Origin of the sequence: Trichococcus pasteurii, from assembly GCF_900112935.1 — a bacterium.
Classification (GTDB): domain Bacteria; phylum Bacillota; class Bacilli; order Lactobacillales; family Aerococcaceae; genus Trichococcus; species Trichococcus pasteurii.
Map to the genome: position 1 here is coordinate 20,989 of NZ_FONM01000023.1, position 15,238 is coordinate 36,226.

At 45.9% G+C, this 15,238-nt stretch carries 16 protein-coding genes, 1 other RNA gene and 2 other annotated features; of the genes, 13 read left to right on the forward strand and 4 right to left on the reverse strand.

Going from position 1 to position 15,238, the window contains the following annotated elements; genetic code table 11:
- Positions 1–263 precede the first annotated feature (263 nt).
- The 12 genes from BM184_RS13750 to BM184_RS13805 all read left to right on the forward strand — a co-directional run bounded on the left by BM184_RS13750 (position 264) and on the right by BM184_RS13805 (position 9,760).
- A complete protein-coding gene (locus BM184_RS13750; RefSeq protein WP_086941839.1) occupies positions 264–1,277 on the forward strand; it encodes a rod shape-determining protein in 1,014 nt (337 codons plus the stop codon).
- 46 nt (positions 1,278–1,323) lie between these two features.
- A complete protein-coding gene (gene mreC / locus BM184_RS13755; protein ID WP_086941787.1) occupies positions 1,324–2,178 on the forward strand; it encodes a rod shape-determining protein MreC in 855 nt (284 codons plus the stop codon).
- Complete coding sequence (mreD, locus tag BM184_RS13760) at positions 2,178–2,702, forward strand: rod shape-determining protein MreD (RefSeq protein ID WP_086941786.1); 525 nt, start codon at positions 2,178–2,180, stop codon at positions 2,700–2,702. Before mreC ends, mreD begins: the two co-directional genes overlap by 1 nt.
- 79 nt (positions 2,703–2,781) lie before the next feature.
- Positions 2,782–3,032: a binding site (T-box leader), on the forward strand.
- 104 nt (positions 3,033–3,136) lie between these two features.
- Positions 3,137–3,934, forward strand: coding sequence for an amino acid ABC transporter substrate-binding protein (locus BM184_RS13765; protein ID WP_218151048.1), 798 nt, complete (start codon positions 3,137–3,139; stop codon positions 3,932–3,934).
- Positions 3,935–3,963: 29 nt separating this feature from the next.
- Complete coding sequence (locus tag BM184_RS13770; RefSeq protein WP_086941784.1) at positions 3,964–4,764, forward strand: amino acid ABC transporter substrate-binding protein; 801 nt, start codon at positions 3,964–3,966, stop codon at positions 4,762–4,764.
- 32 nt (positions 4,765–4,796) lie between these two features.
- Complete coding sequence (locus tag BM184_RS13775; RefSeq protein WP_086941783.1) at positions 4,797–5,432, forward strand: amino acid ABC transporter permease; 636 nt, start codon at positions 4,797–4,799, stop codon at positions 5,430–5,432.
- A 15-nt stretch (positions 5,433–5,447) separates the two neighbouring features.
- Complete coding sequence (locus BM184_RS13780) at positions 5,448–6,128, forward strand: amino acid ABC transporter ATP-binding protein (protein ID WP_086941782.1); 681 nt, start codon at positions 5,448–5,450, stop codon at positions 6,126–6,128.
- A gap of 170 nt (positions 6,129–6,298) precedes the next feature.
- Positions 6,299–6,372: a sequence feature (ribosomal protein L21 leader region), on the forward strand.
- A gap of 16 nt (positions 6,373–6,388) precedes the next feature.
- The gene (gene rplU / locus BM184_RS13785; RefSeq protein WP_086941781.1) at positions 6,389–6,697 is read left to right on the forward strand and encodes a 50S ribosomal protein L21; all 309 of its coding nucleotides are present in this window, start codon (positions 6,389–6,391) and stop codon (positions 6,695–6,697) included.
- 14 nt (positions 6,698–6,711) lie between these two features.
- Positions 6,712–7,047 carry a ribosomal-processing cysteine protease Prp gene (locus BM184_RS13790; protein WP_086941780.1) on the forward strand — a complete coding sequence of 112 codons (336 nt, stop codon included), beginning with the start codon at positions 6,712–6,714 and terminating at the stop codon, positions 7,045–7,047.
- Between the two features lie 34 nt (positions 7,048–7,081).
- Positions 7,082–7,366: a 50S ribosomal protein L27 gene (gene rpmA, locus BM184_RS13795; RefSeq protein WP_068560128.1), complete on the forward strand. Its 285-nt coding sequence runs from the start codon at positions 7,082–7,084 to the stop codon at positions 7,364–7,366.
- Between the two features lie 130 nt (positions 7,367–7,496).
- Positions 7,497–8,510 (forward strand): class I SAM-dependent methyltransferase, encoded by a 1,014-nt coding sequence (locus BM184_RS13800; protein ID WP_143091149.1) that lies wholly within the window; start codon positions 7,497–7,499, stop codon positions 8,508–8,510.
- A gap of 50 nt (positions 8,511–8,560) precedes the next feature.
- On the forward strand, positions 8,561–9,760 hold the full coding sequence (locus BM184_RS13805; protein ID WP_086941778.1) for an acetate/propionate family kinase: 1,200 nt from the start codon (positions 8,561–8,563) through the stop codon (positions 9,758–9,760).
- Between the two features lie 94 nt (positions 9,761–9,854).
- Here BM184_RS13805 and BM184_RS13810 read toward each other — a convergent pair whose 3' ends face one another.
- The 4 genes from BM184_RS13810 to BM184_RS13825 all read right to left on the reverse strand — a co-directional run bounded on the left by BM184_RS13810 (position 9,855) and on the right by BM184_RS13825 (position 12,403).
- A complete protein-coding gene (locus BM184_RS13810; RefSeq protein WP_086941777.1) occupies positions 9,855–10,322 on the reverse strand; it encodes a universal stress protein in 468 nt (155 codons plus the stop codon).
- Between the two features lie 98 nt (positions 10,323–10,420).
- Positions 10,421–10,723 carry a hypothetical protein gene (locus tag BM184_RS13815; protein WP_086941776.1) on the reverse strand — a complete coding sequence of 101 codons (303 nt, stop codon included), beginning with the start codon at positions 10,721–10,723 and terminating at the stop codon, positions 10,421–10,423.
- A gap of 114 nt (positions 10,724–10,837) precedes the next feature.
- A non-coding RNA gene (ssrS, locus tag BM184_RS13820) (6S RNA) lies at positions 10,838–11,027 on the reverse strand.
- 104 nt (positions 11,028–11,131) lie between these two features.
- Complete coding sequence (locus BM184_RS13825; RefSeq protein ID WP_086941775.1) at positions 11,132–12,403, reverse strand: replication-associated recombination protein A; 1,272 nt, start codon at positions 12,401–12,403, stop codon at positions 11,132–11,134.
- Positions 12,404–12,595: 192 nt separating this feature from the next.
- On the opposite strand from BM184_RS13825, the gene gshAB reads away from it, so the two are divergent.
- Positions 12,596–14,887, forward strand: a complete 2,292-nt coding sequence (gene gshAB, locus BM184_RS13830; protein ID WP_086941774.1) for a bifunctional glutamate--cysteine ligase GshA/glutathione synthetase GshB — start codon at positions 12,596–12,598, stop codon at positions 14,885–14,887.
- The last annotated feature ends 351 nt before the right edge of the window (positions 14,888–15,238 follow it).

A 15,238-nucleotide genomic window follows, 5' to 3' on the forward strand; every position in this document is an offset into this window, starting at 1 on the left:
TTGCCGCTTACCTGATGTTCATCAGGGAACGCCGCCCTGCTGGAGGTTTCACTGTGGTCCGTGTAGACATATTATGTCAATTAGGGCAGATTATTGACGACAGTATTACCGATCAACGGCATTCCTGTCAAATTGATTAATTCTTTCTTTTGTTTGTTACATTGATGTTTTTCTTGTTCCGGTTTGTGGTAAAATAGAAAAGAATTTGTTTGTGGGAGAGTTTGTAGTCAATCAGACGGAAGGATGAGAAGTACTTGGTAAGTTTGAATTTTAAAGGAAAAAACATCGGAATTGATTTAGGTACGGCCAATACGATCGTCTTCATAGCCGGCAAGGGCATCGTGATCAGAGAACCTTCTGTCGTAGCAAAAAATATCCACACGGGAGAGATTCTGTCCGTTGGGGAAGAGGCTTTCCAGATGCTTGGCAGGACACCCGGCACCATTGTGGCATCCCGCCCGATGAAAGAAGGCGTCATTGCGGATTATGATACAACTGTCGCAATGATGAAATATTTCATCAAAAAAGCGACTGGAAATGCATTCATCAAACCATACGTGATGGTCTGCGTACCGAGTGGCGTAACGGAAGTGGAGAAACGGGCAGTTCTTGATGCTACCCGGACAGCCGGTGCCAAAGAAGCTTTCATCATAGAGGAGCCTTTCGCTGCCGCTGTGGGTGCGGGTCTTCCGGTGCACGCGCCTACAGGCAATATGGTGGTGGACATCGGTGGCGGGACGACGGATGTTGCGACGATTTCACTTGGAGGAATCGTTACAAGCCGTTCCAGTACAGCCGGCGGCGATCGTATGGATGAGGCGATCATTCAATTCATACGCAAAAAGTACGGTCTGTTGATCGGTGAAAGGACTGCCGAGAACATCAAAATAACGATCGGCTGTGCCGATATCGAAAAGGCGGCTTCATACGGGTCCATGGAAATAAGAGGCCGGGATATGGTGAACGGCCTGCCCAAGACTTTGGAGATCCATGCCGAGGATGTAGCGGTTGCGATTCATGATGTGGTCGAGAATATCATCCTTTCCGTGAGGGAAGTTCTGGAAGAGACACCTCCCGAAATATCTGCTGACGTCATTGACCATGGCATCGTTTTGACAGGCGGTGGGGCTTTGTTGAAGAACATTGCTGAAGTCATTTCGGCGGAAGCGGAAGTTCCTGTATTTATCGCCAACGATCCATTGGACTGCGTTTCCATCGGAACAGGCGAAACATTGAAGAATATTAACGTGTACAAGCGTAAAAGTTTAAGGCATTAAGCACAATGAATGTAATTGAAAGTGATGTACGAAATGAGGTGTCAATGTGAATCAGTTTTTTAACAATAAAAAATTGATTATCCTATTGATCAGTGTGATCACCTTTATCAGCTTGATAGCATATTCTCTTACCAACAACAGAGAAGATACATCGATACCGCAACAAGTAGGGAACGATGTGACAGGCTCTATTGCGAGAATATTTTCTAAGCCAGCGGAAGTAGTGGCGAATTTTGTTGATTCAGTCGATAACCTGATGAATACGTATGAAGAAAATCAATCTTTAAAAAGTAAAATTGATACCGTTTATGAGCTGCAAGTGAAAGTCTATAATCTGGAGCAAGAAAATGCACGGATGCAGGAAGAACTTGAACTGAAAAGTACTTTATCAGAATATGAACAGATCAATGCTTCTGTGGTATCCCGCAATCCGGACAGTTGGCTGAACCAAATCGTCATCGACAAAGGTTCCCAGGACGGGGTAGAGGTCGATATGTCGGTGATGGCCGGAAACGGTCTGATCGGCCGTGTATCCGAAGTCAATTCAACCAGCGCGAAAGTCCTGCTTTTGACCACTTCTAACGATACGACTAACCGCGTGTCAGCTGAAATCCAAACTGAATCCGGACCTGTCCATGGCATCGTCAATGGCTATGATGAGGATACGAAGATGCTTTCCATGTCCCAGATTGCCCCTGATGCAGTGATCAATCCGGGCGACAGCGTGATCACATCGGGATTGGGAGGCGTTTCGCCAAGCGCCTTGTTGATCGGTACCGTCAAAGAAGTATCCATGGACAGCTACGGCCTGTTCAAGCAGGTGACGATCGAGCCTGCCGGAGAGGTTTACAATATCCGCTTCGTGACGGTCATCAAACGGCTGAGCGGGAGTGGTGAGTGATGGTGCAGAACAGATCTTTGCATCACACTTATTTCATCCCCGTGATGCTTTACTTGCTTTTGATATTGGATGGCTTTTTGATCAATGCCTTCCCGGGCCAGTTTGTCAGTGAAGAGTATATCCTCGTGCCCCACTTGGCGCTGTTCGGGTTCGTGCTTTTTTCCTACTATTTCCCCAAGCAGCCGATGCAGTTGTATGCGGTTTTGTTCGGGCTTTTGTTCGACAGTTATTACAGCGGCATTTTGGGCGTTTACGCAGTCGCTTTTGCGGTGATCGTGTACTTCGTGAAGAAAATGCAGAAATACCTGACGGAAAACGTCTTTGTGTTGGCGTTGTTGTTCATCCTCGCGATCGTTATGGTGGATTCATTCGTTTTTGGTTTTTACAGCTTGATGGACATTACGCAGCTTGATTTCAGCGCATTCGCTTCCGAGCGATTAGGGCCAACTATCGTGTTGAACATTGTGTTGTTCATTGTGATATATTATCCATTGTTCAAGCTTGTGGGCTGGATGTATGATTAATCATGATGAGAAATGAATGAGACCTTTTTTAATGAAATACTTGCATTTCCCGGACGCTGTGGTATCATTGTCTTAAATTCTAAATGCAATGAAGAGAAAAAGTAACTTTTGCCTATTTCCAGAGAGTTTGCGGGTGGTGCGAGCAAACAATAGAAATCAGTGAAATCACGTCTCTGAGCAAGGATGCCGAAAAGACAGCGCCTGTTGTCCTCAGTAGGCTGACTCGGTTGTGCCCGTTACAGCACTGACGTTTCAAACGGAACGTTATGAGGCGGTTTCTGTGAAGATGCCGCAAAAAAAGGTGGAACCACGACTTCAATCGTCCTTTAACTTTCAGCAGGAAGTTAGAGGGCTTTTTTTATTGGAACCGGCGTGATGGGGGACCACCACAAAAACAGGGTAGTAAAAAATACACACATATGGAGGAGAAGAATATGAAAAAATTAGCATTAATGTTGTTGGCATCTACAAGTTTATTGGCTGCATGCGGTGGAGGAGCTGCTGAGGATTCTTCTGCAACCGGATCGGAAGATTCAGGAATCAAAGAAACATTGGTGATGGGGTTGGACGATACTTTTGCACCGATGGGCTTTAAGGATGAAAGCGGCGAAATCGTCGGTTTCGATGTCGACTTGGCGAAAGAGGTTGCGGAACGCTTGGATGTGGAAATCACTTTCCAACCAATCGATTGGGCAATGAAGGAAACCGAATTGGCTTCCGGTAACATCGACATGATCTGGAATGGCTATACCATCACGGAAGAGCGCAAAGAGAAAGTACTTTTCACAGAACCTTATCTGAACAACAGCCAAATCATCGTCACGATGGCAGACAGTGATATCAAGACCAAAGCCGATTTGGCCGGAAAAGTAGTCGCGACGCAACAAGGATCTGCTGCATTCGATGCCATCATTGCCGATGAAACAGGAATTGCTGCTGAGTTTGATGGAGGAGCGCCGATTTTGTACCCTACTTTCAATGATGTGTTCAACGACCTGGAAAGCGGCCGCAGTGATGCAATCGTCGTTGACGAAGTGTTGGGCCGTTACACAATGAAACTAAAAGGTGAGGAAAAGTATACCGTTCTTACCGATAATTTTGGCGAGGAAGAGTATGGTGTGGGTGTACGCAAGGAAGATGTGGCGCTGAAAGAAGCGATTGACGAAACGATGAATGAAATGCGTGAAGATGGAACATACGATGAAATCTACGCAACTTGGTTCGCTGAATAATAAAATTGTTTGTTGAGGGGGAAAGCTGCATGTTGGATAAACTGAAAAGAGCTGCCTTGATCGGAACGGGTTTGTTGTTGTTGGCTGGATGCAGCGGTGGGGCTTCGGATGATGCTTCCGCCAGTTCGGAAGCTGTTGCTGAGGAAACGTTGACCGTGGGTTTGGATGACACTTTTGCGCCGATGGGATTCCGTGATGACAACAATGAAATCATCGGATTCGATGTCGATCTGGCGAAAGAGGTCGGTGAACGGATCGGGGCCGAAATGGTTTTTCAGCCGATTGATTGGGCTATGAAGGAAACTGAATTGGATTCCGGTAACATCGATATGATCTGGAATGGCTATGCCATCACGCCGGAAAGGGCTGAAAAAGTCCTTTTGAGCGAACCCTACATCGTGGATGCGCAATCCATCATCGTTTTGAAGGACAGCGATATCCAAACGAAAGCTGATTTGGAAGGGAAGTTGGTTTCGACACAACAATCCTCCAGCTCAGTGGATAAGATCATGGAAGATGAGTCAGGGATATTTGGAAAATTGGGCGGGGATCTGGTGCTCTATCCCTCCAATAATAATTCCTTCAGCGACCTGGAATCAGGCCGTGTGGATGCCATCGTCGTCGGTGAAGTCTACGGGCGCTACTACATGAAGCAGTCCGGGAAAGACATCTACCGTGTCCTGGAGGATAACTTCGGGGAAGACGAAATGGCGGTTGCCTTCAAAAAGGACAACACGGAACTGCAGGAGCGTGTCGATGCAGCATTGGCCGACATGAAGGAAGACGGAACCTTCGATGAAATTTACGACAAATGGTTCTATAGTGAATAACGAAAATAAAAGGTAAGAAAGAGGTTTATGAAATGGACTTGATACAGACGATACTGCCATCATTGCTTGACGGCTTGAAGATGACACTTACGTTATTCTTCATCATAGGGATCTCCAGCATTCCGTTAGGATTTCTGATCGCCGTCATCCGGGTTTACGGACCGAAGTGGCTGGGTTTTCTGATCCAGATATATGTCTTCATCATGAGAGGGACACCATTGCTTTTGCAATTGATGTTTGTTTTCTTCGGTTTGCCGCTGATAGGCATCACATTGGATCGTTTTTCGGCAGCAATTTTGGCATATATGATCAACTACGCTGCCTATTATGCGGAAATCTTCCGTGGAGGTATCACTGCTGTTCCGAAAGGACAGTTCGAGGCCATTTCGGTGTTGGGTATCGGTAAGGTCAGAGGATTTTTCAAAATCATCATTCCTCAGGTCACTAAGATCGTATTGCCATCTGTAGGGAATGAAGTGATTGCGCTAGTAAAAGATACATCTTTGGTTTATGTCATCGGTCTCGGGGAACTGTTGCGCGCAGGTCAGATTGCTGCGAATACGTATGCCTCGTTGGTGCCTTTCCTGGCAGTCGGTATCGTCTATTTATCCGTTACGGCTGTCATTACGGTGCTGCTGAATAAACTTGAATCCAAAGGGAACTTTTAGGGGGGAGCGGCAATCATGTTATTAAATGCGATGAATCTAAAAAAGTCTTATCATGACATAACCGTAATCGATGATTTTTCATTCCACATCGATTCCAGTGAGATCGTTGTGCTTGTGGGTCGTTCCGGAACGGGCAAAACGACCTTGATGCGCTTGCTCAACAATCTGGAAAAAGCAGACCAAGGCACCATTTCGATCGAGGATGCCGTCTTGTGCAAACAAGGTTTGAAGGGCGCAGAATATGTGGACCGCAAAAAAAGGCGCCTTTACCAAAACAAAATCGGCATGGTGTTTCAGGACTATGCTCTGTTCCCGAACCTTTCTGTGCTGGATAATCTGCTGGAAGCGCCGCTTGCCCAAAAACTGGGCAGCCGCGAAGAACTGGCAGCGAAAGCAGCCGGATTATTGGAGCAAATGGGATTGGACGACAAACTGGAGGCGATGCCGTCAACATTGTCCGGAGGCCAGAAGCAAAGGGTCGCGATCGCTCGGGCAATGATGCTGAATCCGCGCGTCCTTTGTTTTGATGAACCGACTTCTGCGCTCGACCGCGAATCTTCCGACAGCATCGGCAAGCTGATCCAGGAAATTGCTGCTGGAGGAACCGGCATCCTGATCGTTACGCATGATACCGAGTTCGGGCAACAATACGGCACTCGGATCGTGTCCTCAAGCGAATTCGTCAAGAACCGTTAAGGATAGGGCAAGGGCTGACAGTCCGGCAAAAAAACAGGGCAATTGCCCTGTTTTTTTGTTATATTTTTTTGTCGTCAGTGAAAGAATGGCAGTTTATTTCAACAATGTTTTCATTTAGGTTGACGGGAGCTTTTGTTTTTGGTAGACTATTAATGTTGTAAATGTGCGCACCACAGCTACAACCGCACGAATAGGAGTCATGAGACCTGCAAGGGCACTCCGTTTGGCGAGTCTAAGTAAAATAAGGAGGTGCAGAGAATATGTACGCAATTATCAAAACTGGTGGTAAACAATTAAAAGTTGAAGTTGGTCAAGCAATCTACATTGAAAAATTAGATGCTGAAGCTGGTGATAAAGTAACTTTTGATGAAATCGTATTTGTAGGCGGAGAAGAAACTAAAATTGGCGCTCCATTCGTAACAGGTGCTTCTGTAGAAGGCACTGTTGAAAAACAGGGCAAAGAAAAGAAAGTAACTACTTTCAAATACAAGAGAAGAAAAGATACACACCGCAAGCAAGGTCATCGTCAACCTTATACAAAAGTAATCATTGACGCAATCAACGCATAAGAGTGTGAATAACCATGATTGAAGTGAAATTTAAAGAAGATGACCATGGCAACCTGCTTTCTTTCGAGATTAAGGGACATGCCGGGTATGGAGTAGAAGGTGAAGATATTATCTGTGCCGCTGTTTCTGTACTGGCCATCGAAACTGTGAATAGCGTTGAACGTTTAGCCGGCTATCAGATGCTTGTTGATGAAGCGGATGACGAAGGCGGGTATCTCTATGCGGAAATACTTTCCGAAAGGGAAGCGGAACAGCAATACATTACGCAGATTTTACTGAAGCATCTATTCTATTCGCTGGAAGATGTCGCTCAGACATATCCAGATTATGTGACCATAAAAATGCAATAAAAACTGTACTACTTAATAAGGAGGTGCAAACCACATGTTGAAATTGAATCTACAATTGTTCGCCCACAAAAAAGGGGGCGGATCTACTACCAACGGACGTGAGTCCCAATCCAAACGTTTAGGCGCTAAACGTGCAGACGGACAAACAGTAACTGGCGGATCAATTTTGTACCGTCAACGCGGAACAAAAATCCATCCAGGTACTAACGTCGGTATCGGTGGAGATGACACTCTATTTGCAAAAGTTGACGGTGTCGTTCGTTTCGAACGTTTAGGCCGTGACAAAAAACAAGTTTCTGTATACCCTACAGCTAAATAATACTTGTACTTTTGCCGATCAACCAATTACATACACACAAAAAACCTTGCGGGGGCAAATGATCAGTCACTTCCTTCGCAGGTTTTTTTGTATTTTACAGAACAACAAAAAGTAAGGGACGGTGAACGACTTGAAAGCAACAAATGTTGAGAGTCTTTTCGGATTATTGGATGAAGCCATCAAACTACTTCAAACGGAAGCTGAACTTTCATATATAGAAGCGTTATCCGAAACGCTGGAAAATCTTTCCTTTGAAGGAAAAGCACAACAAGTGGAAGGGTTGCCTTCAAACGAGGCAGTCGAACGCTTGAACAGCCTCTACAAAAAGATGAATTTGGATGCATTGGATAAGGAAATCATCCGCAAGAGCATACAATTGACTTTCATCAAGGCAACGAAAGAAGACAAGCTCCAGATGAATCATCAAATGACACCGGACACGATTGCATATCTGATCGCTTATTTCATCGGAGAAATAAAAAAAGATAAGACAGAAAAACTGCATGTTTCAGATCTGACTGCAGGGACAGGGAATCTTCTTAATATCGTTGTGACGCATTTGGCCAACAGGGGAAATGAAGTGACTGCGGAAGCAGTTGACAACGATGACCTGTTGATCAGTGTCGCGGCCAACAGCGGATCCTTGCTGGGATTGTCGGAAAAAATCCATTACACCCATTCAGACAGCCTGCAGGAACTGCTGATCGCACCTTCTGATATCGTGGTATCGGATTTTCCGATCGGATATTATCCAGTAAATGAGCGCGCAAAAAACTACCAAACAGCTTTTTCAGAAGGGAATTCTTTTGCACATTTCTTAATGTTTGAACAAAATGTGAACTATCTGAAAGAATCCGGTTGGGGGATTTTTATCGTTCCTTCCGACATTTTTGAAACAGATAAAAGTTCTGTGTTAATGGGGTGGTTGAAAGAAAACGTTCATATACAGGCTTTTTTGAGCCTTCCGGCGGATCTGTTCCATAAAAATGGGATGAAAAAATCAATCATTATTGTTCAAAAAAATGGTGAAAAATCGATTCAAGCTGAACAAGTGCTTTTGGGGGAAATTCCAGATCTTAAAAACGCACAAAAGATGCAATCTTTCCTGGATATTTTCCACAATTGGAGCGCAAAGATGATATAATATTTATTAGAGATATAAGAAAAATCAGTCAATTTAAAGGAGAGAAAAAAATGTCAAAAATCATCGCTATCAATGCTGGTAGCTCAAGCTTGAAATTTACATTATATGCAATGCCTGAAAAGGATGTTCTCGCAAACGGTATTATCGAAAGAATCGGTTTGAACGATTCCGTCTTCACAATCAAACACGGAGAAGGCGAAAAATTCCAGGTAACCGAAGATATTGCGAACCATGAAATCGCAGTACAGAAATTGCTTGATCAATTATTGGCATTAAACATCATTTCAAGCTATGATGAAATCACGGGCGTTGGCCACCGCGTCGTTGCCGGCGGAGAAATCTTCAAAGATTCCGCGCTTGTGGATGACCTTGTTTTGGAACAAATCGAGGAATTGGGCGAATTGGCGCCGCTGCATAATCCAGCGAACGCTACCGGAATCCGCGCATTCAAAAAATTGTTGCCTGAGATCACAAGTGTGGCCGTATTCGACACTTCTTTCCACACAACAATGCCGAAAGTGAACTACTTGTACAGCATTCCGATGGAATACTACGAAAAATATGCTGCCAGAAAATACGGCGCGCACGGAACAAGCCACAAATACGTTGCGGAACGCGCTGCTGAAATGCTGGGCAGACCGATCGAGGAACTGAAAATCGTAACATGCCATATCGGTAACGGCGGTTCCATCACTGCTGTCCAAGGCGGAAAATCAATCGATACATCCATGGGCTTCACGCCATTGGCAGGTATCACGATGGGAACGCGTTCAGGGGACATCGATGCATCTTTGATCGCTTACCTGATGGGCAAACTGGGCATCACGGACATCAACGAATTCGTTGAGATCCTGAACAAAAAATCAGGTTTGTTGGGTCTATCCGGCGTTTCAAGCGACATGCGCGATGTTGAGACAGCAGCAGAAAACGGCAATGAGGACGCTCAAATCGCTTTGGATATCTTCCATAACCGTATCATAAAATACATCGGACAATATGTTGCAATCATGAACGGTGTGGATGCGATCGTCTTCACTGCCGGCGTCGGCGAAAATTCTGCGCCTACCCGCAAAATCATCATCGATGGCATTTCTTGGTTCGGTTGCGAAATCGACGAGGAGAAGAACAATGTCCGCGGTGTTGAGAGAATCATTTCGACTGACGATTCAAAAGTGAAAGTACTGTTGATCCCTACTGATGAAGAATTGATGATCGCTCGCGACGTCGTTCGTTTCAGCGAAAAACACTAATTTTAAATAAAAAAATTCCGGTACACCATCGAATGGTGTACCGGAATTTTTTTTGAATTGTTTTTGAGACAGAGGAGATTAGCGCCTCTGTCTGTCATTTTTTAGGTTTTGGTTTATTCTCGAGGTCGGTCCGGACGACAAGCACATCGCATGGTGCGTTGCGGATGACGTATTCGGATACGGAGCCGATGAACAGCCTCTCGACGGCATTAAGGCCAGTCGCACCGATCATAATCAGATCAACGCCGTACTCGGTAGGCAAATCTTTTGCGATGATGGCTTTTGGTGAACCATATTCGATGACGGTGTGGACATCGGTTATGCCTTCATTCGTAGCATAGGTTTTGTACTCTTCCATCAACGTTTTGGATTGGCGGACGATTTCATCCGTAAAGCTGCCCTCAAAACCTGTAGGGGTCTGTATGGCTCTTGTATCGATAATATGAGTGATGATGATGGCTGCTTTATTCCGTTTGGCCACTTCCACTGCTTTACGGAAGGATAATTCTGATTCTCTGGATCCGTCAACCGGTATCAAAATCTTCTTATACTCTTGAAACATATTAACCACTCCTTTAAACTAGTATCGCTTACAAGTTTATTTTACTTCACTTTCCATAAAAATGAAAGCGTATGCGGTTGTTTCCGGGAATTTAATGGTCAGCGGCCCTGATCTTTCATCATGCCGGCCAGTCGGATACTGAAGAGTGCTGTATACCCTGAAGCAATCACTACGGCAAATGCATAAAGCAGGGTACTCCTAAAGAAAATCGTCAGCAAGCAGAGGAATCCGATCAACATGTACAGGGCTCCGCCATTACGGAAAAAGAGCCAGATCTGATTGCGTTGTTGCTCGGTGATCCGGTCCGGAGCCAACACAAAAACAGTGGGGCCTTTCAATGTCATGAAAAGGCCGGTCGAAACCAGCAATAATGAAAAAAGGGCAATCAACAATTCTACCAATGTGCGTCCTCCTCAAAGGAATTGCAGAAAAAATGCTCAAGAAGCGCTTTTCCGTGCTTTCCAGTCTGCAAAAAAAGCTGCTCAAAGAGCAGCTCCAAAAGTATAAAACTTTATTAGAAATCCGATGGTGCCGGTGAGTATATTCTACTAGTTTTGAACCCGCATATAAGCAGGTGGGCTCCAATATCCAGTCTCTAACTACCAAATGATAAGGCGTGTTATCCACCGAAATAAACAGGATCCCAAGGTAGTAATAAATTGTTCGGTCAACACATTGAGAATATGTCGAACACCTCAGAAATCTATATACGTATAGTAGCATACTAATCAATCGTTGGCAAGCAAAACACACGAGTTTCAATCCAGAAACATAACAGCAGCAACAGGTTAAACGCTACCAATCAATCCTCAGGAATCTTTATTGAAGCGGTGTTGCAATTGGTTGGCCAAGGCCTGCTCGTATTTGCCCGTTGCAGCCGGCTCGTAGTAGCGGCGATTCTTCAGCGAGTCCGGCAAATACTGCTGTTTGACCCAGTGATCCGGGAAATCGTGAGGGTATTGGTAACCTATGCCGCGGCCCAACTTATTTGCTCCGCTGTAATGGGCATCACGCAAGCTATCCGGTATGTCGCCGGATTTTCCGGCGCGCACGTCCGCCAGGGCGCTGTCCAAGGCAAGGTAAGCCGAATTGGATTTCGGCGAAAGGGCCAGATCGACGACAGCGTTGGCCAAGGGAATGCGTGCTTCCGGCAAGCCCAACTTTTCGGCTGCCTGAACGGCCAAAACGGTACGGGACACAGCTTGCGGATTTCCTAAGCCGATGTCTTCATAGGCACAAACCATCAAACGTCTGCAGGCGATCAGCAATTCGCCGGCTTCCAGCAGCCTGGCCAAATAATGCATGGCCGCATCGACGTCGCTGCCGCGGATCGATTTTTGGAATGCCGATATGACATCATAATGGGCATCGCCGTTCTTATCGTGGACCAGCGCCTTCTTTTGGACACACTCCTCGGCGATGTCCAAGGTGATGTGGATGGTGCCGTCCGCATCCGGTTTGGTGGATAGGGCAGCCAATTCCAAGGCGTTCAGTGAGCCACGCACGTCACCCATCGTGCTCCTGGCGAAATGAAGCAAGGCATCTTCTTCGATCACAATCTTTTCTTTCCCCAAACCGCGCTTTTCATCGGCAATGGCCCGTTCCAGCGCCAATATGACGTCCTTTGTGGTAAGTGGCTTCAATTCGAAAATTTGGGTCCGGCTCCGGATTGCGGGACTGATGCTGATGTATGGATTTTCAGTGGTGGCGCCGATCAGGATGACTTGGCCGCTTTCAAGGTGCGGCAAGAGAAAATCCTGCTTGGGTTTGTCCAATCGATGCACCTCATCCAACAAGAGGATGACCTGGCCGGAAAATTTGGCCTCCTCCACGACAATCTGAAGGTCTTTTTTTGTGTCGGTGGCGGCGTTCAGTTGCCGAAAAGCGGAATGTGTCGATCCGGCAATGGCGCTCGCGATGCTGGTTTTGCCGATTCCCGGTGGGCCGTACAATATCATGGAAGAAAGCATCTTGGCATCGACCATGCGGCGGATGATCTTATTTTCACCCACCAGATGGCTCTGGCCGATGACTTCATCGATGTGTACGGGACGCATACGGTATGCTAAAGGTTGTTTCATTATTCTCCGCTCCTTTTTCTCTATCCATTATATGCCATCTGTTAAAAAAGAACAAACATTCGCCAGCGTATTTCTTTTTTCAGGTTCGTGAAAATTGATTGAAAAGAAAGGCAGGCAACATCTTTACTATTTACAAGCATAAAAGCTATAATGAATACATTGAAAATTGAAAGCAGAAAGTGAGCGTACATAATGACGGATTTCAAAGAGATCATTTTAACACATAAATTATCGACATTATTTTCGAAAGCCTCTTTTGGAATCGAAAAAGAAAGCCAACGGATAACGGGTGAGGGCACAATCGCCAAGACAAACCACCCGACGGTATTCGGGAATCGCAGTTTCCATCCTTACATACAGACTGACTTTGCGGAAAGCCAACCGGAATTGATCACACCACCGATGCAATCGATCGAGGAAATGCATGAATGGCTGACGGCTATCCACGATGTGGTGCTGCGTTCATTACCCGAAGATGAATATCTGTTGCCTTGCAGCATCCCGCCGACCATGCCAGCAAGTGAAGAAATCAAGGTAGCCAAATTGGATAATGCGGATGATGTCGCTTATCGGGAATATCTGGTATCGGTATACGGAAACAAGAAGCAGATGGTCAGCGGCATTCATTTCAACTTCGAATTGAATCCTGCCCTCATCAAAGAGCTTCATCAGCTTTCCGGTTCTGCCGGGACGCTTAAGGAGTTCCAATCGGATGTCTACTTGAAGATGGCGCATAACTTCATCCGTCACCAATGGATCATGACCTATCTTATGGGCGGATCCATATCAGCTGACAGCTCCTACTTTGAAAAAGAATCACAGCATAATCTGCCATTGGACCGGTATACAAGAAGCATCCGCAGCAGCAAGTACGGATACGTCAATAAAGCGGACGTGCATGTTTCGTTTGAATCGATTGATGCTTACGTGCAGGATATCGAAGAAATGGTGACAAGCGGCAAACTCATTGCCGAAAAAGAATTTTATTCGACTGTCCGTTTCAGGGGTGCCAATAAAGCGCGTGATTTGCTGACAAACGGAATCGCCTATCTCGAATTCAGGTTGTTCGATCTGAATCCATTTGCTGAGTTCGGCATGCATAAAGAGGACATGTACTTCATCCATTATTTCATGCTCTATTTATTGTGGATCGAGAAGGATGCCAGCGAAGAAGAGATGAAAATCGGGAAAGAAATGAACTACAGCACCGCTTTGGAGAATCCTTTGCAGCCATCCGCATTCCAATCGGAAGGGCTATCCTTCCTCGAAGGAATGCTGGATATGCTGGAAGCGATTGGCGCTGAAGAGAAGATAAGCGCAATCGTCAAAGATAAAATCGAAGCATTCCACAATCCGGAAAAGACAGTGGCTGGACAGATGGTCAAAGCAGTGGACGCGGCAGAAGACAAAGCGGTTTGGGCCGCATCCTTGGCCAAAAAATACAAAGAGGCTGCCTGGAAACGGCCGTATGCCTTGAGAGGCTTTGAGGATATGGAACTCTCCACTCAGATTCTGCTTTTCGACGCCATCCAAAAGGGTTTGAAGATCAACATGCTCGACCGATATGACCAATTCATCTCGCTGACTTACAAAAACCATCGCGAATACGTGAAGAACGGCAATATGACGGCAAAGGACAGCTATATCGGCCCGCTTATCATGGAAAATAAGGTTGTCACCAAAAAAATATTGGCGGAGAACGGATTTGCGGTTCCGGACAGCGGAGAGTACCACTCTGTGGAAGCCGCCTTGCGCGACTATCCTATCTTTGCCGGGAAAGGCATCGTCGTCAAACCTAAGTCCACGAACTACGGTCTAGGGATTTCCATTTTCAAAGACGGTGCTTCCTTTGAGAATTATGAGAAAGCCATCCATATGGCATTTGAAGAAGATGAAGATGTGCTTGTGGAAGATTACTTGTCCGGCACCGAATACCGTTTCTTTGTCATCGGCAATGAGACGAAGGCCGTATTGCTGCGTGTACCCGCCAATGTTGTAGGCGATGGCAGCCTGACTATCCGTCAATTGGTCGAGGAAAAGAATAAAGACAGCTTGCGCGGAAAAAATCATCGTACGCCGCTGGCATTGATCGGGACCGGGGAACTCGAGAAGTTGACGATCCAAGGTCAAGGGTATACTTTCGACAGTATTCCGCCTGCAGGAGAGACTGTACGATTGAGGGATAATTCCAATATCAGCACTGGTGGCGATTCGATTGATGTTACGGATCAGATGCACGACAGCTATAAAATGCTGGCCGTGCAGATGGCAGCCGCACTGGGTGTAGCGGTCTGCGGAGTGGATATCATCATTCCGGATCATTTGGTCCCGGCCTCGCAAGCGGAGCCGAATTATGGAGTGATCGAGGCGAATTTCAACCCGGCCATGCTGATCCACATTTATCCATACCAAGGGAAAAGCCGACGTTTGACGATGGAAATCCTGCGCTTATTGTTCCCGGAAATGAAGCTGGAGGAAGGGTAGTGCCAAAAATTCTATGGAAACTGCCCAAAATAACGAGGTGATGTGAAAAACCAAGCCCTGCTATTCAAAGTTAGGTGAAACAAACGCTCTTGACAACCGAGCCAATGGTTTCTTCCTTTGCCGTCAAGGGCGACGGTATACAAAAGGAGCAGCACAAAGTAGCCCTTGGCTTAGAAAATTCTAAACCATTGGCTTTTCGGATTGTAAAGAGTACGCTCCGCCGTTTGTTTAGTTTATTGGTTCTCTCTTTTTTAGAGGGCTCCGGTGCCAAAAGTTAAGGGGTTTGGTCCATCAGCCAATCTTGAGATAAAGAGATTAATTTTGTCCATTTAGCTGGCATGTTGGGAAGTT